This is a genomic window from Pseudomonas sp. 3MAES_34.3B (assembly GCF_058145875.1).
This window is the reverse complement of the sequence record NZ_CM176960.1, coordinates 999,635-1,020,097: the sequence shown is the minus strand read 5'-3', so window position 1 is coordinate 1,020,097 and position 20,463 is coordinate 999,635. Positions and strand designations below refer to the sequence as shown.

Annotated in this window: 18 protein-coding genes; 2 read left to right on the top strand and 16 right to left on the bottom strand. The window is 62.0% G+C overall.

All coding sequences use genetic code 11. The features are described 5' to 3' along the window. Window positions 1–171: 171 nt before the first annotated feature. Window positions 172–495: a ferredoxin FdxA gene (gene fdxA / locus AC3Z8Y_RS04550; RefSeq protein WP_225775098.1), complete on the top strand. Its 324-nt coding sequence runs from the start codon at window positions 172–174 to the stop codon at window positions 493–495. A gap of 440 nt (window positions 496–935) precedes the next feature. Here the strand turns inward: fdxA and rpoS are convergent, their stop codons facing one another. From rpoS to AC3Z8Y_RS04510, 8 genes are all read right to left on the bottom strand, one after another. After that, window positions 936–1,940, bottom strand: a complete 1,005-nt coding sequence (rpoS, locus tag AC3Z8Y_RS04545; RefSeq protein WP_181117218.1) for an RNA polymerase sigma factor RpoS — start codon at window positions 1,938–1,940, stop codon at window positions 936–938. A 108-nt stretch (window positions 1,941–2,048) separates the two neighbouring features. Continuing rightward, a complete protein-coding gene (locus AC3Z8Y_RS04540) occupies window positions 2,049–2,930 on the bottom strand; it encodes a peptidoglycan DD-metalloendopeptidase family protein (RefSeq protein WP_490088638.1) in 882 nt (293 codons plus the stop codon). A 172-nt stretch (window positions 2,931–3,102) separates the two neighbouring features. Then, the gene (locus AC3Z8Y_RS04535; protein ID WP_490089932.1) at window positions 3,103–3,738 is read right to left on the bottom strand and encodes a protein-L-isoaspartate(D-aspartate) O-methyltransferase; all 636 of its coding nucleotides are present in this window, start codon (window positions 3,736–3,738) and stop codon (window positions 3,103–3,105) included. A 38-nt stretch (window positions 3,739–3,776) separates the two neighbouring features. Continuing rightward, the gene (gene surE / locus AC3Z8Y_RS04530; protein ID WP_490088637.1) at window positions 3,777–4,526 is read right to left on the bottom strand and encodes a 5'/3'-nucleotidase SurE; all 750 of its coding nucleotides are present in this window, start codon (window positions 4,524–4,526) and stop codon (window positions 3,777–3,779) included. A gap of 11 nt (window positions 4,527–4,537) precedes the next feature. Beyond that, window positions 4,538–5,572 carry a tRNA pseudouridine(13) synthase TruD gene (gene truD / locus AC3Z8Y_RS04525; RefSeq protein WP_490088636.1) on the bottom strand — a complete coding sequence of 345 codons (1,035 nt, stop codon included), beginning with the start codon at window positions 5,570–5,572 and terminating at the stop codon, window positions 4,538–4,540. Continuing rightward, window positions 5,569–6,042: a 2-C-methyl-D-erythritol 2,4-cyclodiphosphate synthase gene (gene ispF / locus AC3Z8Y_RS04520; RefSeq protein ID WP_490088635.1), complete on the bottom strand. Its 474-nt coding sequence runs from the start codon at window positions 6,040–6,042 to the stop codon at window positions 5,569–5,571. The genes truD and ispF overlap by 4 nt, the downstream gene beginning before the upstream one ends. A gap of 73 nt (window positions 6,043–6,115) precedes the next feature. Further along, window positions 6,116–6,964 (bottom strand): S-formylglutathione hydrolase, encoded by an 849-nt coding sequence (gene fghA, locus AC3Z8Y_RS04515; protein ID WP_490088634.1) that lies wholly within the window; start codon window positions 6,962–6,964, stop codon window positions 6,116–6,118. A gap of 10 nt (window positions 6,965–6,974) precedes the next feature. Then, a complete protein-coding gene (locus tag AC3Z8Y_RS04510; RefSeq protein WP_181117212.1) occupies window positions 6,975–8,087 on the bottom strand; it encodes an S-(hydroxymethyl)glutathione dehydrogenase/class III alcohol dehydrogenase in 1,113 nt (370 codons plus the stop codon). Window positions 8,088–8,187: 100 nt separating this feature from the next. On the opposite strand from AC3Z8Y_RS04510, the gene AC3Z8Y_RS04505 reads away from it, so the two are divergent. Further along, window positions 8,188–9,114, top strand: coding sequence for a LysR substrate-binding domain-containing protein (locus tag AC3Z8Y_RS04505; protein ID WP_490088633.1), 927 nt, complete (start codon window positions 8,188–8,190; stop codon window positions 9,112–9,114). 15 nt (window positions 9,115–9,129) lie between these two features. On the opposite strand, the gene ispD is transcribed toward AC3Z8Y_RS04505, so the two are convergent. The 8 genes from ispD to dnaE all read right to left on the bottom strand — a co-directional run bounded on the left by ispD (window position 9,130) and on the right by dnaE (window position 20,444). Then, window positions 9,130–9,816, bottom strand: coding sequence for a 2-C-methyl-D-erythritol 4-phosphate cytidylyltransferase (gene ispD / locus AC3Z8Y_RS04500; protein ID WP_490088632.1), 687 nt, complete (start codon window positions 9,814–9,816; stop codon window positions 9,130–9,132). Further along, entirely contained in the window at window positions 9,813–10,091 is a 279-nt protein-coding gene (ftsB, locus tag AC3Z8Y_RS04495; protein ID WP_225775105.1) for a cell division protein FtsB, read from the bottom strand. The genes ispD and ftsB overlap by 4 nt, the downstream gene beginning before the upstream one ends. 181 nt (window positions 10,092–10,272) lie before the next feature. Then, window positions 10,273–11,562 (bottom strand): phosphopyruvate hydratase, encoded by a 1,290-nt coding sequence (eno, locus tag AC3Z8Y_RS04490; RefSeq protein ID WP_490088631.1) that lies wholly within the window; start codon window positions 11,560–11,562, stop codon window positions 10,273–10,275. 116 nt (window positions 11,563–11,678) lie between these two features. Next, window positions 11,679–12,524 (bottom strand): 3-deoxy-8-phosphooctulonate synthase, encoded by an 846-nt coding sequence (kdsA, locus tag AC3Z8Y_RS04485; protein ID WP_490088630.1) that lies wholly within the window; start codon window positions 12,522–12,524, stop codon window positions 11,679–11,681. Between the two features lie 3 nt (window positions 12,525–12,527). After that, the gene (pyrG, locus tag AC3Z8Y_RS04480) at window positions 12,528–14,171 is read right to left on the bottom strand and encodes a CTP synthase (protein ID WP_490088629.1); all 1,644 of its coding nucleotides are present in this window, start codon (window positions 14,169–14,171) and stop codon (window positions 12,528–12,530) included. Between the two features lie 296 nt (window positions 14,172–14,467). Then, window positions 14,468–15,772: a tRNA lysidine(34) synthetase TilS gene (tilS, locus tag AC3Z8Y_RS04475; protein ID WP_490088628.1), complete on the bottom strand. Its 1,305-nt coding sequence runs from the start codon at window positions 15,770–15,772 to the stop codon at window positions 14,468–14,470. 50 nt (window positions 15,773–15,822) lie between these two features. Beyond that, a complete protein-coding gene (locus tag AC3Z8Y_RS04470) occupies window positions 15,823–16,770 on the bottom strand; it encodes an acetyl-CoA carboxylase carboxyltransferase subunit alpha (protein WP_490088627.1) in 948 nt (315 codons plus the stop codon). 152 nt (window positions 16,771–16,922) lie between these two features. After that, on the bottom strand, window positions 16,923–20,444 hold the full coding sequence (gene dnaE / locus AC3Z8Y_RS04465; protein WP_490088626.1) for a DNA polymerase III subunit alpha: 3,522 nt from the start codon (window positions 20,442–20,444) through the stop codon (window positions 16,923–16,925). Window positions 20,445–20,463: the final 19 nt, after the last annotated feature.

The following is a 20,463-nucleotide window of genomic DNA, read 5'->3' as shown; positions in this document are numbered from 1 at the left end:
GATAGAATCCCGCGCGGTTTGGGAAGTCCACCCTAGAGACTGGGGCCTTCAAGGTCCCGCAGGGTCCGCGAGGCACACCTGTGACCATCAGCCTGGAACACCAGGCCAGCCCCGAACCTGCCGGGCCCTTCCCGTGGGGCCCGCGCCAGCCGCCTGAGGAGAGAATTTGAAATGACCTTCGTCGTCACCGACAACTGCATCAAGTGCAAGTACACCGACTGCGTAGAAGTGTGTCCGGTGGACTGCTTTTACGAAGGCCCGAACTTCCTGGTCATTCATCCCGATGAATGCATCGACTGCGCGCTCTGTGAGCCTGAATGCCCGGCCCAGGCGATCTTCTCCGAAGACGAGGTCCCGGATGACATGCAGGAATTCATTGCGTTGAACGCCGAGCTGGCGGAGGTGTGGCCGAACATCACCGAGCGTAAGGATGCCCTGCCGGAAGCGGAAGAGTTCGATGGCGTAAAAGGCAAGATCAAGGATCTGGAGCGCTGAGAGGCGTAGCCTGACAGCCGGCCCGCTTTTTTCGCGGCAATAAAAAAGGGGGGTATAAGCCCCCCCGTATTGTCTTCCTTGGTCCCTGTATTTCCTTTTCATCATCCTGATGAATCGCGTCATGCGATGTCCTGGCGACCGTCCCTGGAAGCCTGTGTCTGTCCGTGGACACAGTTCAAATAATAGGCTTTTCGAAACGGCGAACAACCCAAGGGTTTTTTCAAGAAAAGTCGTTTCTGACCTATTACATCTAAAAAACCTCGAAAATTCAGTGGCTTAGCATTTTTACTGGCGTGCCAAGGAATTTTTTCACACAGCCAAACGCTATTTTCTCACGCAACGCGTAAGCTTTTTCCTACGCTTTGTTGAGACATCCAAGGCTCAAGAAATGCGGTCAAAGAAAAGCCCCGCAGGGCGGGGCTCTCTTGGCGGTGTTGGGGTCACTGGAACAGTGATTCACTCGACAGGCCATTGCGTTCGAGAATCTCGCGCAAACGCTTGAGGCCCTCTACCTGGATCTGCCGCACACGCTCGCGGGTAAGCCCGATTTCGAGCCCTACGTCTTCCAGCGTGCTGCTTTCATGGCCACGCAAGCCGAAGCGGCGCACAACTACCTCACGTTGCTTGTCGGTCAGCTCGGACAGCCACTGATCGATGCTCTGTGACAGGTCATCGTCTTGCAACAGTTCGCAAGGGTCGGTGGGCCGATCATCGGTCAGGGTATCAAGCAGTGTTTTGTCGGAATCCGGCCCGAGGGAAACATCGACCGAAGACACTCGCTCGTTCAGCCCCAGCATGCGTTTCACCTCGCATACAGGCTTCTCGAGCAGTGCGGCTATCTCTTCAGGGGACGGCTCATGATCGAGCTTCTGAGTGAGCTCGCGGGCGGCCCGCAGGTAGACGTTGAGTTCCTTGACCACATGGATCGGCAAGCGGATCGTGCGGGTCTGGTTCATGATCGCGCGTTCGATGGTTTGCCGAATCCACCAGGTGGCGTAAGTGGAGAAGCGGAAGCCACGTTCGGGATCGAATTTCTCGACAGCCCGGATAAGCCCCAGGTTGCCTTCCTCGATAAGGTCGAGCAGCGACAGGCCGCGATTCACGTAACGGCGGGCGATTTTCACGACCAGGCGCAGGTTGCTTTCGATCATCCGCTTGCGGCCGGCGGGGTCGCCCTTCTGGGACAAGCGCGCGAAGTGAACTTCTTCCTCGGGAGAGAGCAGCGGGGAAAAGCCGATTTCGTTCAGATAAAGCTGAGTGGCATCAAGCGCACGGGTGTAGTCGATGTACTTGTGCTGCTTGAGCGCAGAAGATTGCCTGGCCTTGGAGCGTACCGCTGCCAGCGGGGCGTCCTCATCGACCGCCGAATCAAGGACGATGCCGGTTTCTACCAAAAGCACCTCATCGTCGATGTCAAACTCCGGCGCTTCTCTGTTAAGAGCCATTGTTATAGTCCCTTTGCGAGTTCGACCTCAAGCCCAAGCGCGCCTGGTTTCCATGGCTGCGCAGGAGCCTGTCCCCACTACGTGGTCAGTGACAGGCTGCAGCGTTGTTCAACGTCGTGGCAGAAACTGCATGGGGTCTACCGGCTTGCCCTGACGGCGAATTTCGAAGTGAAGTTTCACCCGGTCGGTACCCGTGGAGCCCATTTCGGCAATCGTCTGCCCGGCCTTGACTTGCTGCCCCTCCCGAACCAGTAGCCTACGGTTATGACCGTAAGCACTCACGTAGGTGTCACTGTGTTTGATGATCACCAACTCGCCGTAGCCCCGTAATCCACTTCCGGCGTACACCACGGATCCATCAGACGCAGCGAAAACAGGCTGTCCCAAATCCCCTGCGATATCAATTCCTTTATTCAAACTACCGTTTGAAGCGAATTTGCCTATCAAAACGCCATTCGCCGGCCAGGTCCAACCTCCCGCCACTACTTCGCCAGCAGGCACTGGCGTGCTCACAGGCGCGGTGGCAGAGGCGCTGTCTGGGCTCGAAACACCCGGAGTAACCGCTGCGGGTGCCACAACCGGGCGTCGTATGATCGTAGTTGTGCTGGAGGATGACGTGGAGTTGCTTCGTGTCACGATGGTGGGCGCAGGCGCGCTTGCCACCGCTGGGCTACCGGCCTGGCCATCGAAGCGCAGCACCTGGCCCGGACGAATGGTATAGGGGGCCGGGATATTATTGCGCGCTCCCAAGGCCTTGTAGTCCCAGCCGTAGCGAAATGCTATGGAGTACAAGGTGTCGCCGCGCTTGACCACATATTGACCGGTGGTTGTCTGAGGGCGCTGGGGCGTGGCTGCCGCGCGGTCGACCACTCGCACGCCGCTGCTCGGCGTGCTCGAACAACCGGCCAGCAAAGCCGCGATAGCCAGTGCGGGGAGCAGGCGCTTGGCGCGCAGCACACTCACACACTGACCAGAAACTGTCGAACTCACCCGCTACTCCCTTTGGATGATGGATTTACAAGGCCGGCAGTATAACCGAGCCTGATAACCGGCCATGCCCATAAAGGCGTTGATAAACAAAAAGATGGGCGAAGAACCTCAAGCCCCTCTATGACCGGCCAAGGACGAGGGAATTCCGGAACACATGTTGCGGCCCGGCCGCTCAGGCCAGCGGGCCGGTCAGCAGCGGAACAAAGCGAACCGCGCCCAGCACGTGACGGGCGAAGCCATGCTCCTCGCGGACAATCAACATCAGTTGCTGTACCTCGCCAGCGCCCACGGGAATGACCATGCGGCCGCCAGGCGCCAGCTGGTCCAGCAGGGCCTGGGGCACATCGGTGGCTACCGCAGTAACGATAATCCCGTTATACGGCGCCAGCGCCGGCCATCCCTCCCAGCCATCGCCCCAGCGGAACACCACATTACGCACGTTCAGGGCCTGCAAACGCTCCTTGGCGCGATCCTGAAGGCCTTTGATACGCTCCACCGAGAAGACCCGTTCAACCAGCTGGGCAAGGACGGCGGTCTGATACCCCGAACCCGTGCCGATTTCCAGCACTTTGTCCAATGGCCCGGCGGCCAACAGTAGCTCGCTCATGCGGGCAACCATATAAGGCTGGGAAATCGTCTGGTTGTTGCCGATAGGCAGCGCGGTGTCTTCATAGGCGCGGTGCGCGAGTGCCTCATCCACAAACAGATGACGTGGCGTCTTGCGCAGCACATCCAGCACTTGCCGGTTGCAGATGCCCTCCTCGGACAGCCGCTGGATCAGCCGCTCACGGGTACGCTGGGAAGTCATGCCAATGCCGCGGTGCAGCAAGTCGTCTTGCCCTCGCATCAGCGCAGCTCCTCCAGCCAGGCCCCAAGCGCTTCGAAGGCTGGATGAAACGTGCGATCGAGTTGCAAAGGCGTTACCGACACATAGCCCTGCATCAGGGCGTGGAAATCAGTGCCAGCACCACCGTCCTCCGCGTCCCCGGCCGCCGCGATCCAGTAGCCGGGCTTCCCTCGCGGGTCTACCACCAGGCTTGGGCGCGCCGCGCGTGCCCTGTGCCCAAGGCGGGTGAGCCGAATCCCACGGATGGCCTCGAGTGGAAGGTTGGGCACGTTAACGTTTATCACAGTGCGCGGCGGCAGCTTCAGCTCGCCCTGTGCTTCGACCAGCTTGCGCGCGTACCAGGCCGCAGCAGGCAGATTATCGAGCTGGCGCGAGGCCAGCGAAAAGGCAAACGATGTGTGCCCTGAGAAACGCCCTTCAAGGGCAGCCGCCACAGTGCCGGAATAGATCACGTCATCACCCAGGTTTGCCCCCAGGTTGATGCCGGATACCACCAGGTCGGGATCCTCCTCGAGCAGCGCATTCAGGCCCAGGTGAACGCAATCCACGGGGGTACCATCGAGGCTGATGAAGCCATTGTCGAGTGTGATCGGATGCAGCGGCCGATCGATCGTCAGGGCGCTACTGCACCCGCTGCGGTCCTGGTCTGGCGCAATCACCGTGCAGTGGGCGAAATCCGCCAGCGCAGCATGGAGCGCGGCGATGCCTGGGGCGGTGACCCCGTCGTCATTGGAGATCAAGATACGCATGGGCTTTCCGTCTACCCCGCTTGCACCAGATCGAACAGCTCACGAACCACCACGGTGGCGAAGCATCCGGTGGGCAGGATGAAATCCAGTTGCAGAATGTCAGGCTCGGGATAATGCCACGACAGCTCCCGTATGGGCAGTCGAAGAATGCGACGTTCGTGATCCAGCCCTGCTTCGGCCAGCCAATCGCATAAGGTAGCCTCGGTGGCATGAACGGCCTGCTCCAGCGCTAGCGTATTGCCACCGGCCGGGGAAACGCCCCTGCCGTACAGCGCACCGGTGGGATGCAGGTCCAGGGCATCCAGCCGCGGGTCGAGGCACTCGGCCTCGCCCGCAATGAAGAAACTTCGGCTGTCAGTGAAGGCGAGTACGTCGCCCGGCCGCGCCTGGTTCCAGTTACCCTGCTCTACCCGCCTGGCCAATATCTGGTTGAACAGGTAACTGCGTGCGGCTGAAAGGATGCGCGAGCGCACGTTACGCTGCTCAGGCAGGCGAGCGTTTTCGGCATAGTGCCGGGCGTGCGCAAGGTTACCGCCGTCATGGCCAAAGCGCTGGGTGCCGAAATAATTGGGTACCCCGCACTGTTTGATCTGGTTCAGCCGCTGCTCTATCGCCTCGCGGTCTGCAATCAGGGCCGTGAGGCGCAGCGAAAAGCCGTTGGCCGAATGAGCGCCGCGCTGGAGCTTGCGGCGATGCCGTGTCGCCTGAAGGATACGCAAGCTGGCGTCTTCGGCCTTGGTGAGGTCTGGCTCACCCTTGCCTGGCAGGTGCAGGCTGAACCATTGCCGGGTAAGCGCCTGGCGGTCCTTGAGGCCCGCGTAGCTGATCATCTTTACCGGCACGCCAGCCGCGCGAGCCAGCCGACGGGCCGCCTCTTCGGTATTGAGCTCGCGCTTTTCTACCCACAGCCACAAGTGCTCACCATCCCCGGCCAAGGGAATGTCGAGCACCTCGTTGACTTGGAAATCTTCGGCCGTAGCCTTGAGCACAGCGGTGCCCAAGGCATCGCCTGAAGCGCGAGGGCCCAGCAGTTCCCATTCGTTCATGAGGCGAGCAACAGGGCAACAGCGTGAACCGCAATCCCCTCCTCGCGGCCGGTGAAGCCCAGCTTCTCGGTGGTTGTGGCCTTCACGTTCACCTGATCGAGCGCAACCTGAAGGTCTGCCGCAATGGCCTCGCGCATGGCTTCGATATGCGGCGCCATTTTTGGCGCTTGGGCAACGATGGTGGCATCCACGTTACCGACCACCCAACCCTTTGTCTGGACCAGTTCGACCACATGACGCAGCAGCGCCCGGCTGTCGGCGCCCTTGAAGCGCGGGTCTGTGTCGGGAAAATGCTTGCCGATATCGCCCAGCGCGGCGGCGCCCAACAGCGCGTCGCTGAGGGCATGCAGCAGCACATCGCCGTCGGAATGGGCAATCAGCCCGGCGGTATGGGGGATACGTACCCCGCCCAGCGTGATGAAATCGCCGTCACCAAAACGGTGAACGTCATAGCCGTGCCCGATACGCATAGAAAAACGCCCTGTATAAGTCAGGGCGCGATTCTACCTTGCCGAGGCGGGCTTGGGCATCGTTGCCGCCGGTTCACGCCAACCCGAGGGCCGCGGCGTGGTGGCGCAGGTGGTCATCGATGAAGCTGGCGATGAAATAATAGCTGTGGTCGTAACCCGGCTGCAGCCGCAGGGTGAGCGGATAGCCGGCGTCGTCGGCCGCTTTTTGCAACGCTTCGGGTTTCAGCTGCGTTGCGAGGAAATCATCGCGATCGCCCTGGTCGACCAACAGCGGCAATTGTTCCTTCGCCTGGCTCAGCAGCACACTGCTGTCCCATTCGCGCCAGCGGTTGCGCTCCTGGCCCAGGTATCGCCCAAATGCCTTCTCTCCCCACGGGCAATCCATCGGATTGCTGATGGGCGAAAACGCCGAGATCGAACGGTACTTGCCGGGGTTTCTCAAGGCACACACCAGCGCGCCATGTCCGCCCATGGAGTGGCCCGCGATCGACCGGGCATCGCTGGCGGGGAAGTTCGCTTCGATCAGCGCAGGCAATTCACTCACCACGTAGTCATGCATACGGTAGTGCTGCGCGTACGGCGGCTGGGTTGCATTGAGGTAAAAACCCGCACCCAGTCCGAAATCCCAGGCGCCGTCCGGGTCGCCGGGCACATCCTGGCCGCGCGGGCTGGTATCTGGCGCCACGATGATCAGCCCCAGCTCGGCGGCCAGGCGCTGGGCGCCGGCCTTCTGCATGAAGTTTTCATCGGTGCAGGTCAGGCCGGAAAGCCAGTAAAGCACTGGCAGGGCTTTACCCGATTCCGCCTGGGGTGGCAGGTATACCGCAAATACCATGTCGCACCCCAGGGTACTGGAGCGGTGTTTGTAGCGCTTGTGCCAGCCGCCGAAGCTTTTCTGGCACGAGAGGTTTTCAAGGCTCATGGCGCCACCTTCAGAAATGAATCACGCTGCGGATGCTCTTGCCTTCGTGCATCAGGTCGAAGGCCTTGTTGATGTCTTCCAACGGCATGGTATGGGTGATGAAGGTGTCCAGCGGAATTTCGCCCTGCTCGGCCATTTCCACATAGCTGGGCAGTTCGGTACGGCCGCGCACGCCACCGAAAGCACTGCCGCGCCATACGCGCCCGGTCACCAGCTGGAACGGCCGCGTGGCGATCTCCTGCCCGGCCCCGGCCACGCCGATGATCACCGATTCGCCCCAACCTTTGTGACAGCATTCGAGCGCGGCACGCATCAGCTGCACATTGCCGATGCATTCGAAGGAGAAGTCCACGCCGCCATCGGTCATGTCGACCACCACTTCCTGGATCGGCTTATCGAAGTCCTTCGGGTTGATGCAGTCTGTGGCGCCCAGTTGGCGGGCGATCTCGAACTTGGCCGGGTTGATGTCGATGGCAATGATGCGGCTGGCCTTGGCCTTCACCGCGCCCAGAATGGCCGAGAGGCCGATGCCACCCAGGCCGAAGATGGCGACTGTATCCCCTGGCTTGACCTTGGCGGTGTTAAGCACAGCGCCGATACCGGTAGTTACGCCGCAGCCCAGCAGGCATACCTTCTCCAGCGGCGCTTCCTTGGGAATGCGCGCCACGGAAATTTCCGGCAATACGGTGTATTCGGAGAAGGTGGACGTACCCATGTAGTGGAACAATGGCTTGCCCTGATAGGCGAAGCGGGTAGTGCCGTCTGGCATCAGGCCCTTGCCTTGGGTGGCGCGTATCGCTTGGCACAGGTTGGTCTTGCCGGACAGGCAGAACTTGCACTGGCGACATTCGGGGGTATACAGCGGGATCACATGATCGCCCACGGCGACGGATGTGACGCCTTCGCCAACCGCTTCCACGATAGCACCGCCTTCATGGCCCAGGATGCTTGGGAAGATGCCTTCCGGGTCCGCGCCAGACAGGGTGTAGGCATCAGTGTGGCAAACGCCGGTGGCTACTACGCGCAGCAGCACTTCACCGGCCTTGGGCATGGCCACATCCACTTCAACGATCTCCAGCGGCTTCTTCGCTTCGAAGGCGACCGCGGCACGGGACTTGATCATGAGAACTCCAGGGGGCATAGGTAAAACCAAAGTGTACGCTACGCCTCGGCTGTGGATAATTGGCTCATTCGGGAAACATTATTGCTGCTCAGGGATAATCATGGGTCTTTTGCGGTGGGAAGGGCTGGATGAATTCGTCGCGGTGGCTGAGCACGGGCAATTCAGCGCGGCAGCGGTTGCATTGGGCGTGTCTTCGTCCCATGTGAGCCGGCAAGTGGCCCAGTTGGAAGAACGCTTGCAAGCGCGGTTGTTCTACCGCAGTACCCGGAGGGTGAGCCTGACCGAGGCCGGCCATACGTTTCTCCAGCACTGCCGTCGGCTACAGGACGGTCGCGAGGAGGCCATGCGCGCGGTACACGACCTGGCCAGCGCTCCGAAAGGCCTGCTGCGCATGACCTGCGCGGTTGCCTATGGCGAGCGCTTTATTGTGCCGCTGGTCACCGATTATCAAGCCCGCTACCCGCAGCTGCAGGTAGACATCGAATTGACCAATCGAACATTGGACCTGGTGGACGAAGGGCTGGACCTGGCGATTCGGCTGGGCCGCCTGCAGGATTCAAGGCTAGTGGCCAGCCGCCTTGCCCCTCGCCGCATGTATCTCTGCGCGTCGCCTGGCTATCTGGAACGTTATGGCCGGCCCCACAGCCTGTCCGAGCTCTCCCGACATAATTGCCTCATCGGCAGCAGCGATCAGTGGCTGATGCAAGAACACAACCGCGAGGCCGTTGTACGGGTGCAGGGCACCTGGCGGTGCAACAGCGGGCAGGCCGTGCTCGACGCCGCGCTCAAGGGTATGGGCTTGTGCCAGTTGCCGGACTATTACGTGCTGGAGCACCTGCGTACCGGCGCGCTGGTTTCACTGCTCGAAGCCAACCAGCCACCGAACACTGCGGTGTGGGCACTCTACCCCCAGCAGCGTCACCTCTCGCCCAAAGTGCGCGGGTTGATCGAGCATTTGCGGGAAGGATTGGCGGGGCGGGAGGAATATTCCCGGGCTACGCCTGCGGCTTGCCCGGTCCCAGAATGATCGGGTGGTCCTTGGTCAGCGGCGCAGCCAGGCCAGGTCTTCGGGGCGGGTGACCTTGATGTTGTCGGCCCGGCCTTCAATCAGACGCGGGGCATGGCCCGCCCATTCCATGGCAGACGCTTCGTCGGTCACGGCAACGCCGGCCACCAGCGCATCGGCCAGCGCCCTCTGCAGGGGGCCCAGGCGGAACATCTGCGGTGTGAACGCATGCCAGACCACGCTTCGGTCGAGGGTATCGGCGACCCGGCCGTCCGCGCCCGCGCGTTTGAGGGTGTCCTTGGCAGGCACGGCCAGCAAGCCACCCACGTCGTCATGGGCCAGTTCGGCCAGCAGGCGCTCCAGATCACTGGCCGCCAGGTTAGGCCGGGCGGCGTCGTGAACCAGCACCCAGTCACGGCTGCCAGCGCCCAGTTCGTTGAGCTTGAGCAAGGCATTGAGCACCGAGTCGCAGCGCTCACGCCCGCCCGCAGCGCGGTGAACAGCGGGGTTTGCAGCGCAGCCCAGTTGCGGCCACCAGGCGTCGTCCACCGCAAGGCTTACCACCATCCCGCGTAGCTCCGGGTGGCCGAGGAAGCAGTCCAAGGTGTGTTCGAGCAGGGTTTTGCCAGCGAATGAAAGGTATTGCTTGGGGCGGTCGGCCCCCATGCGCGAGCCAACGCCGGCGGCGGGGATGACCACCCAGAAAGAGACAGGCGGGGTCATTGGGTAATCTGGTAGAGGGTTTCGCCATCCTTGACCATGCCCAGCTCATGGCGGGCACGCTCTTCGACGGTTTCCATGCCTTTTTTAAGCTCGAGCACTTCGGCGTCCAGCACGCGGTTGCGTTCGAACAGGCGCTCGTTTTCGGTTTTTTGATCGGCGATCTGCTGCTTCAGGTCAGCGGCCTGGGCAAAACTGCCCGTGCCCACCCATAGCCGATGCTGCAAGCCAGCCAGCAACAGAATGAGTACCAGAAACAACCAATAGGGACTGCGCATCGAAGAATCCAGTGAAAAGTCAGTCCAGATAGCACAAAGCCTGGCATCCGCCAGGCCCTATGCAGTCCGTATCGCCGTGAACGGTCGCCGTGAAACGGTCGCCGTGAAACGATCATCGGGAAGCCATCAAGGCGACAGGGCCGAGTATTACCTTGCCCGCCGCCTTTTTACCACTTCCTGATCAACCGCGAAACTCGGCGCGACCACGGTACGGTGCGCGCTCGCCCAATTGCTCTTCGATACGCAGCAGTTGGTTGTACTTGGACACGCGATCCGAACGGCACAGCGAACCGGTCTTGATCTGGCCGGCGGCAGTGCCTACGGCCAGGTCGGCGATGGTCGAATCTTCGGTTTCGCCCGAGCGGTGCGAGATGACCGCGGTGTAGCCGGCGGCCTTGGCCATCTGGATGGCTTCGAGCGTTTCGGTCAGGCTGCCGATCTGGTTGAACTTGATCAGGATGGAGTTACCGATCTTCTTGTCGATGCCTTCCTTGAGGATCTTGGTGTTGGTCACGAACAGGTCGTCACCGACCAGTTGCACCTTTTCGCCGATCTTGTCGGTGAGAATTTTCCAGCCAGCCCAGTCGGACTCATCCAGGCCGTCTTCGATCGAAATGATCGGGTAGCGCTCGGTCAGGCCCTTCAGGTATTCGGCAAAACCTTCGGCATCGAACTTGTGACCTTCGCCAGCCAGGTCATAGGTGCCGTCTTCATAGAACTCGCTCGCGGCGCAGTCCAGTGCCAGGGTCACATCGGTGCCGAGGGTGTAACCGGCATTTTTGACGGCTTCGGCGATAGCGCCCAGCGCGTCTTCGTTGGACGCAAGGTTAGGTGCGAAACCTCCCTCATCACCCACCGAAGTGCTGAGGCCGCGAGCCTTGAGCACGGCCTTGAGGCTGTGGAAGATTTCAGCGCCCATGCGCAGCGCGTCGGCGAAGTTTTTCGCGCCAACCGGCTGCACCATGAATTCCTGGATGTCGACGTTATTGTCGGCATGCTCGCCGCCGTTGATGATGTTCATCATCGGCACCGGCATGGAGTACACGCCCGGTGTGCCATTGAGGTTGGCGATGTGCGCGTACAGCGGCAGGTCCAGGTCCTCGGCCGCGGCCTTGGCGGCAGCCAGGGACACCGCGAGGATGGCGTTGGCGCCCAGGCTGGCTTTGTTCTCGGTACCGTCCAGCTCGATCATGGTGTGGTCGAGGGCTTTCTGGTCAGCCGGGTCCTTGCCCAGCAGCGCATCGCGGATCGGGCCGTTGATGTTGGCCACGGCCTTGAGTACGCCCTTGCCCAGGTAACGGCTCTTGTCGCCATCACGCAGCTCCAATGCTTCGCGTGAACCGGTGGATGCGCCGGACGGCGCGCAGGCGCGACCGATGATGCCGTTGTCCAGAAGCACGTCAGCTTCTACGGTCGGGTTACCACGGGAGTCCAGAACCTCACGACCTTTGATGTCGACGATTTTTGCCATTGTTGTAAACACTCCAGATTGGACGAGAACGACGCAGCTGAGGGATGGAACACGCCCCGCGACTCCTGTCATCAGTGCGGGGCGTTGAAAGGCGTTGCTGACCGGCGAAACCGCGATCAGGCGGTCTCTATGATCGGAAAACTCTTCACCAGTTCATCAAGTGCCTTGAGCTGGCTCAGGAACGGCTCCAGCTTGTCCAGGCGCAGGGCGCAAGGACCGTCGCAGCGGGCGTTGTCCGGGTCGGGATGCGCCTCGAGGAACAGCCCGGCCAGGCCCTGGCTGATACCGGCCTTGGCCAGGTCGGTGACCTGGGCGCGGCGCCCACCGGCCGAATCGGCGCGGCCACCGGGCATCTGCAGGGCGTGGGTCACGTCGAAGAACACCGGGTACTCGAACTGCTTCATGATGCCGAAGCCCAGCATGTCGACCACCAGGTTGTTGTACCCGAAGCTCGAGCCACGCTCGCACAGCACCAACTGGTCGTTACCGGCTTCCTCGCACTTGGTCAGGATGTGTTTCATTTCCTGTGGCGCGAGGAACTGCGCCTTCTTGATGTTGATCACGGCATTGGTTTTGGCCATCGCCACCACCAGGTCGGTTTGCCGCGACAGAAAGGCCGGCAGCTGGATGATGTCACATACCTCTGCAACTGGCGCGGCCTGATGCGGCTCGTGCACGTCGGTGATCACCGGCACGTTGAAGGTGCGCTTGATCTCTTCGAAGATCTTCAGCCCCTCCTCCATGCCCGGGCCACGGTACGAGTTGACCGAGGAGCGGTTGGCCTTGTCGAAGCTGGCCTTGAACACATACGGGATGCCGAGCTTGTCGGTCACCCGTACGTACTCTTCGCACACTTTCATGGCCAGGTCGCGGGACTCCAGCACGTTCATGCCGCCGAACAGGGCCATGGGCTTGTCGTTGGCCAGCTCGATGTTGCCAACGCGGATCGTTTTCTGTGCCATGGGTCAGCCCTTGTTCCTTTGCGTCAGGCTCCGTTGAGCGAGCGCGGCTTTTACAAAACCGCTGAACAGCGGGTGGCCATCGCGCGGGGTAGAGGTGAATTCAGGGTGGAACTGGCAGGCGACGAACCACGGATGGTCCTTGCCTTCCACAACTTCGACCAGCGCGCCGTCGCCGGAGCGGCCGGAAATCACCAGGCCCGCCTCTACCAGCTGCGGCAGCAGGTTGTTGTTCACTTCGTAGCGATGGCGATGCCGCTCGACGATCACGTCCTTCTGGTAGCAGGCATGTACTTTGGAGTGGGGCTCCAGCAGGCATTCCTGTGCGCCAAGGCGCATGGTGCCGCCCAGGTCCGACGTTTCGGTGCGGGTTTCGACCGCGCCGGTGGAATCCGCCCATTCGGTGATCAGGCCCACCACGGGGTGGCCGCTGTTGCGCTCGAACTCGGTGGAGTTGGCATCGGTCCAGCCCAGTACGTTACGGGCGAACTCGATCACCGCTACCTGCATGCCCAGGCAGATGCCCAGGTACGGAACCTTGTTTTCACGAGCGAATTGCACCGCGCGGATCTTGCCCTCGACACCGCGCAGGCCGAAGCCGCCCGGTACCAGGATGGCATCCACACCTTCGAGCAGGCCGGTGCCCTGGTTCTCGATGTCTTCGGAGTCGATGTAGCGCAGGTTCACCCGGGTGCGGTTCTGGATGCCGGCATGGCTCATCGCTTCGATCAGCGACTTGTACGCGTCCAGCAGCTCCATGTACTTGCCGACCATGGCGATGGTCACTTCGTGCTCGGGGTTGAGCTTGGCGTCGATGACCTTGTCCCACTCGGCCAGGTCCGCGCTGCCGCATTGCAGGCCGAAGCGTTCTACCACGAAATCATCCAGGCCCTGGGCATGCAGCACGCCCGGAATCTTGTAGATGGTGTCGACGTCTTCGAGGGAGATGACCGCACGCTCTTCAACGTTGGTGAACAGCGCAATCTTGCGACGCGAGGATGCATCCACAGGATGGTCGGAGCGGCAGATCAGTACGTCCGGTTGCAGGCCGATGGAGCGCAGCTCCTTGACCGAATGCTGGGTAGGCTTGGTCTTGGTTTCGCCAGCAGTAGCGATGTAGGGCACCAGGGTGAGGTGCATCAGCATGGCGCGGCGAGCGCCGACCTCGACCCGCAGCTGGCGGATGGCTTCGAGGAACGGTTGGGATTCGATGTCACCGACGGTGCCGCCGATTTCCACCAAGGCCACGTCGGCATCGCCGGCGCCCTTGATGATGCGGCGCTTGATTTCGTCAGTAATGTGGGGGATCACCTGAATGGTCGCCCCCAGGTAATCACCACGGCGCTCCTTGCGCAGCACGTGCTCGTACACACGGCCGGTGGTGAAGTTGTTGTTCTGGGTCATGGTCGTGCGGATGAACCGCTCGTAGTGACCCAGGTCCAGGTCGGTTTCGGCGCCGTCATGGGTGACGAACACTTCGCCATGCTGGAAGGGGCTCATGGTGCCTGGATCGACGTTGATGTACGGATCCAGCTTGAGCATGGTGACCTTCAGCCCCCGCGCCTCCAGGATGGCCGCCAGTGAAGCCGAGGCGATGCCTTTCCCCAATGAAGAAACAACACCGCCCGTGACGAAGATGTAACGCGTCATGAAAAACCCTAGAAGTCTGCGTTAAAGCGGTCGGAGCCGCCGGGGAAAGCGAAGGAAGGCCCGACGCGCGGAACAGCGTCCCGCCTGCGAGGGCCCCGACAACCAGCGACATTTGCCGCGCACGGTACGAAAAACTGACGCATACATACGAACCGGCGCATGTCGCCGGCAAGTGAGCTGCTACACATTTCAACCATCGCCCAGCAAAGACTGCTCGGTAATCGGCAGCTCCGGCGGTTACAAGCACGCGCAGAAGCTGTATCAAGAAGGGAGGGTAGTCTACCGGAAAGCGGCTTTCATCTCAAACACCGGTCAATCGTCGGTGGTTGCCAACGCAGTTCGCCCGGGATGACAGACAGCCACGGCAGGTTCGCCACGGCAACCAGCTGCCCCTCCAGAAACAGCAAAGGCAAGCGCCCTCGAACGAAGCCGGGCACACCCGCTTCGTTCAGCAAGCGCTTCAAATCGCGGCTGCCGCGGCCGGGTACCGTCAAACGTTCACCTCCCTGGCGATAGCGTATCTGGAGCTGCCCCACCGGTAGCGGGCCGTGCCAATATGCCGCGCCATTGCCTGGCAAGCTCAGGGCCTGGCCGGGCTTTTCCCAGGCGGGAGGCAAGGTCGGCGCCGCTCGCCAGGGGCCGGCCACCCACCACACGCGATCCACCGCCCTGTATATCGCGCCGTCAGCCAATGCCCATATTGGCGCCGCATCGGGCGCGGCATCCCTGAGCACCGCCCAGCCCGCCCAATGATTCGTATCCGGCTGCCGGCTCAGCGGCGCCAGCCAAGCGCGGATAGCGTTGCGCTGACGGGCTTCACTCAGCTTGCACAGCGGCGCCAGCGCCAGCGAGGGCACCGGCAGCCAGGGGAACGGCTTGCCTTGCTGCGCCAGCCGCAGGTCCTCCTCGGCAACCTCGTCGAGCAGGCTCAGCGCCTCGGCAAAATGCCCTGCGCTTCGCGCCAGGTTCACGGAGGCAGCCGGCCAACGGGCTCGCAGCGCCCCCATCACATGGTGACGAAGGTAGTTACGGCTGTACCGAGGGTCGGCGTTGGACGGGTCTTCTATCCACTCCAGGCTGGCGGCCTGGGCGTAGGCCAGCAGCGTATCGCGCCCCACGTCCAGCAAAGGCCGTATCAGCGTTCCGCTGCCCAGCGCGCGTTGCGCAGGCATGGCTGCGGCGCCACGTACGCCTGCGCCGCGCAGCAAGCGCAACAGCAAGGTTTCGGCCTGGTCATCACAGTGCTGCCCGGTGAGCAGCACCTCGCGATCGCCAAGGGCGGTGCCCAGTGCGGCATAACGGGCATGGCGAGCGGCCTGCTCCACGCTTGAGCCCGGCGCTACTTGAACATGCACGTCCTCGAACGGCACACCGAGGCGTTCGCACAGCTGTTGGCAATGGGCAGGCCAGGTATCGGCCACGGCTTGCAGGCCGTGGTGAACGTGGATTGCCCGCAGCGGCGGCAGTGCATGCGCGCCGGCCAGTGCGGCCAAGGCATGCAGGAGAACGGAAGAGTCGAGCCCGCCGGACAGCGCGACAACCCACCCGGGGGCGTCACGCCAGGGGCCAAGCCGGGTGAGCAAGTGCTCGGCGAGGTTCACGCGGCAGCTCCCGAAGGGTGCCGTGCCAAGGGCTGGCACGGCAACAGGGCTTACAGGCCGTAGCTCATCAGCCGCTCATAGCGGCGGTCGAGCAGTGCCGGAAGGTCGAAACCACTGAGCATGTCCAGCTGTTCGATCAGCGAGGCACGCAGGGTTTGCGACACCAGCGCTACATCACGGTGTGCGCCCCCCAGCGGCTCGTCGATCACCTTGTCGACGATGCCCAGGCCCTTGAGGCGCTCGGCGGTGATGCCCATGGCCTCGGCGGCGTCGGGCGCCTTGTCGGCGGTTTTCCAGAGAATGGAGGCACAGCCTTCAGGGGAGATGACCGAGTAGGTCGAGTACTGCAGCATGTTGAGCTGGTCGCACACGCCGATCGCCAGCGCGCCACCGGAACCCCCTTCGCCGATCACCGTGGCGATGATAGGGGTTTTAAGCCGGGCCATTACCCGAAGGTTCCAGGCGATGGCTTCACTCTGGTTACGCTCCTCGGCGTCGATACCCGGGTACGCGCCCGGTGTGTCGATGAAGGTGAGGATCGGCATCTTGAAACGCTCGGCCATTTCCATCAGGCGGCACGCCTTGCGGTAGCCCTCGGGGCGCGGCATGCCGAAGTTGCGGCGAACCTTCTCGCGAACTTCGCGGCCTTTCTGATGGCCGATCACCATGACCGGCCGGCCTTCGAGGCGGGCGGTACCGCCAACGATAGCGGCGTCATCGGAGAAATGGCGGTCGCCGTGCAGCTCTTCGAATTCGGTGAAGATCTGCGGGATGTAATCCAGCGTGTAAGGGCGGCGCGGGTGACGTGCCAGGCGCGCGATCTGCCAGCTGGTCAGGTTGCCGAAGATGCTCTCGGTCAGCGTGCTGCTCTTTTCCTGAAGGCGAGAGATCTCATCGCTGATGTTGAGTGAGTTGTCGTTGCCGACAAGGCGCAGCTCTTCGATCTTGGCTTGCAGGTCAGCGATTGGCTGTTCGAAATCCAGGAAATTCGGGTTCATAGGCTTCCGTCTTGGGTCGACGGCCAGGCGGCCGGTTGATCCGTTTGGCGCCATACCATACGTAAGTGGCGCCTTGAGGTCGAGATGTAAAAACAATGCGCTCGCAGCCCTTGGGCCCGAGCGCGTGCCGGAGCGGGATCGGTGGCCCCGGCTCAGCGATAATTCAGGAAGACGTTCTCCCGTCCGAACTGGTCACGCAAGGCCTGGATGAGGCTGTCGGCCGGGTCAATGCGCCAGGCTTCGCCGAACTGCAACAAGGCCCGCGCCTCGCTTGAACTGTAGTCCAGGGTAATCGGGCAAGCGCCCCGGTGCTTGTTCAGCAGGTTACCGAGCCAGTTGATGCGGTCACCGCCCAGCGCCTTGATATCCACCTTGATCCGCAGGCTTTCGGCCAACTGGGTACGGGCATCTTCCATGCTCAGTACACGCTTGACCCGCAGCCGCAAGCCGCCGGAGAAGTCGTCGTTACTCACCTCCCCTTCCACTACCACTACAGTGTCGGTCTGCAGCAAGGCCTGGGCACCGTGGAAGGCATCGGCGAACAGCGACGCCTCGATTCGCCCGGAGCGGTCATCCAGAGTAATGAAGCCCATCTTGTCGCCCTTCTTGTTCTTCATCACACGCAGCGCCACCACCATGCCGGCGATGGTCTGGGTATCCCGGGCAGGCTTGAGGTCGATGATGCGCTGGCGGGCGAAACGGCGGATTTCCGTTTCGTACTCGTCGATAGGGTGACCCGTGAGGTACAGGCCCAGCGTGTCTTTCTCCCCCTTGAGCCGCTCCTTGAGCGACAGCGGCCGGGCCTTGTCGTGATTGGCATAGACGTCCGCCTCGGCATCGGCGAACACACCACCGAACAGGTCCACGTGGCCACTGTCCTGGGTGCGCGCCGTCTGCTCCGCCGACTTGATCGCCTCTTCCATGGCCGCCAGCAGCACGGCCCGGTTGCGGTCGATGTTTGCCTGATACGCCTTGGGTTCGTCCTGGAAATACGGGCCGAGGCGGTCCAGCGCACCGCTGCGCACCAGGGCGTCAAGGGTGCGCTTATTGATGCGTTTGAGGTCTACCCGGGCGCAGAAGTCGAACAGGTCCTTGAAGGGCCCTGCCGCGCGGGATTCGACAATCGCTTCCACAGGGCCTTCGCCTACCCCCTTGATCGCGCCCAGGCCATAAACGATACGGCCATCGTCGTTCACGGTGAACTTGAACTCAGAGGTGTTCACGTCCGGCGCGTCAAGGCGCAGCTTCATGCTGCGTACCTCTTCGATCAGCGTGACCACCTTGTCGGTGTTGTGCATATCCGCCGACAGCACGGCCGCCATGAACGGCGCCGGGTAGTGGGTTTTCAGCCACGCGGTCTGGTAGGACACAAGCCCGTAGGCCGCGGAGTGAGACTTGTTGAAGCCATAGCCCGCGAACTTTTCCACCAGGTCGAAAATGTTACCGGCCAGGTCCGCGTCGATACCGTTGCTTGCGCACCCTTCGATGAACCCCCCGCGCTGTTTGGCCATTTCCTCGGGCTTTTTCTTGCCCATGGCGCGGCGCAGCATGTCGGCGCCACCCAGTGTGTAACCCGCCATCACCTGGGCGATCTGCATTACCTGTTCCTGATACAGGATGATGCCGTAGGTGGGGGCTAGCACGGGCTTGAGCCCTTCGTACTGGTAGTCCGGGTGGGGGTAAGCCAGCTCGGCACGGCCGTGCTTGCGGTTGATGAAGTCGTCCACCATGCCCGACTGCAACGGGCCGGGGCGGAACAGCGCTACCAGTGCGATCAGGTCTTCGAGGCAGTCGGGCTTGAGCTTCTTGATCAGCTCTTTCATGCCGCGCGATTCAAGCTGGAACACCGCCGTGGTTTCGGCTTTCTGCAGCAGGCTGTAGGTCGGCTTGTCGTCCAGTGGAATGAACGCGATGTCCAGCGGTTCCTCGTCCACCTTGGCGCGATCACGGTTGATGGTGCGCAGCGCCCAGTCGATGATCGTGAGGGTCCGCAGGCCCAGGAAGTCGAACTTCACCAGGCCGGCGGCTTCCACGTCGTCCTTGTCGAACTGGGTCACCAGGCCGTCGCCGGCTTCGTCGCAATAGATGGGCGAGAAGTCCGTAAGCTTGGTAGGCGCGATTACCACGCCCCCGGCATGCTTGCCCACGTTCCGGGTAATGCCCTCGAGCTTGAGTGCCATGGCCCAGATTTCCGCGGCTTCCTCATCGCTGGCAAGGAAATCGCGGAGCATTTCCTCCTGTTCGAAGGCCTTTTCCAGGGTCATGCCCACTTCGAAAGGGATCATCTTGGACAGGCGATCGGCCAGGCCGTAGGACTTGCCCTGCACGCGGGCTACGTCACGCACCACCGCCTTGGCCGCCATCGAACCGAAGGTGATGATCTGGCTGACCGCGTTGCGCCCGTACTTGTCCGCCACATAGTCGATGACCCGGTCGCGGCCATCCATGCAGAAGTCGACGTCGAAGTCAGGCATCGACACCCGCTCGGGGTTGAGGAAGCGCTCGAACAGCAGGTCGTATTCCAGCGGGTCCAGGTCGGTGATCTTCTGCACGTACGCCACCAGCGAGCCGGCACCCGACCCTCGGCCCGGGCCCACCGGCACGCCGTTGCTCTTGGCCCACTGGATGAAGTCCATCACGATCAGGAAGTAACCGGGGAACCCCATCTGGATGATGATATCCAGTTCGAAATTCAGCCGGTCCACGTACACCTGGCGGCGCGCTTCGTAATTCTCGGTGGTTTCACGGGGCAGCAGTACGGCCAACCGTTCCTCGAGGCCGTCGAAGGAGACCTTGCGGAAATATTCGTCGATGGTCATACCATCGGGGATGGGGTAATCCGGCAGGAAGTGCTTGCCGAGCTTGACCTCGATATTGCAGCGGCGGGCGATTTCCACGGAGTTGCTCAGCGCATCGGGCAAGTCACTGAACAGCTCGGCCATTTCTTCCGGGCTTTTCAGGTATTGCTGGTCGCTGTAGTTGCGTGAACGCCGCGGGTCGTCCAGCGCCCGCCCCTCACCGATGCATACGCGGGTTTCGTGTGCGTCGAAATCCTCGGCCTTGATAAAGCGTACGTCGTTGGTCGCTACCAACGGCGCGCCCAGGCGGTCAGCCAGGGCGACCGCCGCGTGAAGGTAATCTTCATCCCCCGCCCGATTGGTGCGTTGAAGCTCCACATAGAAACGGTCCGGGAACACGCCCATCCAGTAGCGCAGCAACGCCTCGGCCTGGCCGGGATCGTTGCCCAGCAGGGACTGGCCGATTTCGCCTTCCTTCGCGCCGCTCAGCGCGATGACGCCGGCACTGGCCTCGGCTACCCATTCCCGCTCGATGATGATCAGGCCGTTGCGCTGGCCTTCGATATAGCCCCGGGAAATCAACTCGGTAATGTTGCGGTAGCCTTGGGCGTCCATGGCCAGCAAGGTGATGCGGCTCAGCGGAGAATCCGCGCCTGAACCTGCCAGCCATAGGTCCGTGCCGCAGATCGGCTTGATGCCGGCGCCCATGGCGGCCTTGTAGAACTTCACCAGCGCACACATGTTGCTCTGGTCGGTGACCGCAACCGCCGGCATGTTCATCGCCGTGAGCGACTTGACCAGCGGCTTGATCCGTACCAGCCCGTCTACCAGGGAATATTCGGTGTGCAGGCGAAGGTGTACGAATGAAACCGACATGGAAGGTCCGTTGGCGAGA

Excerpts from the sequence above, each read along its gene's own strand:
- fdxA (WP_225775098.1), top strand. The coding sequence starts at position 172 with ATGACCTTCGTCGTCACCGACAACTGCATCAAGTGCAAGTACACCGAC.
- rpoS (WP_181117218.1), bottom strand. The coding sequence starts at position 1,940 with ATGGCTCTTAACAGAGAAGCGCCGGAGTTTGACATCGACGATGAGGTG.
- AC3Z8Y_RS04535 (WP_490089932.1), bottom strand. The coding sequence starts at position 3,738 with ATGACTTCCCAGCGTACCCGTGAGCGGCTGATCCAGCGGCTGTCCGAG.
- surE (WP_490088637.1), bottom strand. The coding sequence starts at position 4,526 with ATGCGTATCTTGATCTCCAATGACGACGGGGTCACCGCCCCAGGCATC.
- truD (WP_490088636.1), bottom strand. The coding sequence starts at position 5,572 with ATGAACGAATGGGAACTGCTGGGCCCTCGCGCTTCAGGCGATGCCTTG.
- ispF (WP_490088635.1), bottom strand. The coding sequence starts at position 6,042 with ATGCGTATCGGGCACGGCTATGACGTTCACCGTTTTGGTGACGGCGAT.
- fghA (WP_490088634.1), bottom strand. The coding sequence starts at position 6,964 with ATGAGCCTTGAAAACCTCTCGTGCCAGAAAAGCTTCGGCGGCTGGCAC.
- AC3Z8Y_RS04510 (WP_181117212.1), bottom strand. The coding sequence starts at position 8,087 with ATGATCAAGTCCCGTGCCGCGGTCGCCTTCGAAGCGAAGAAGCCGCTG.
- AC3Z8Y_RS04505 (WP_490088633.1), top strand. The coding sequence starts at position 8,188 with ATGGGTCTTTTGCGGTGGGAAGGGCTGGATGAATTCGTCGCGGTGGCT.
- ispD (WP_490088632.1), bottom strand. The coding sequence starts at position 9,816 with ATGACCCCGCCTGTCTCTTTCTGGGTGGTCATCCCCGCCGCCGGCGTT.
- ftsB (WP_225775105.1), bottom strand. The coding sequence starts at position 10,091 with ATGCGCAGTCCCTATTGGTTGTTTCTGGTACTCATTCTGTTGCTGGCT.
- eno (WP_490088631.1), bottom strand. The coding sequence starts at position 11,562 with ATGGCAAAAATCGTCGACATCAAAGGTCGTGAGGTTCTGGACTCCCGT.
- kdsA (WP_490088630.1), bottom strand. The coding sequence starts at position 12,524 with ATGGCACAGAAAACGATCCGCGTTGGCAACATCGAGCTGGCCAACGAC.
- pyrG (WP_490088629.1), bottom strand. The coding sequence starts at position 14,171 with ATGACGCGTTACATCTTCGTCACGGGCGGTGTTGTTTCTTCATTGGGG.
- AC3Z8Y_RS04470 (WP_490088627.1), bottom strand. The coding sequence starts at position 16,770 with ATGAACCCGAATTTCCTGGATTTCGAACAGCCAATCGCTGACCTGCAA.
- dnaE (WP_490088626.1), bottom strand. The coding sequence starts at position 20,444 with ATGTCGGTTTCATTCGTACACCTTCGCCTGCACACCGAATATTCCCTG.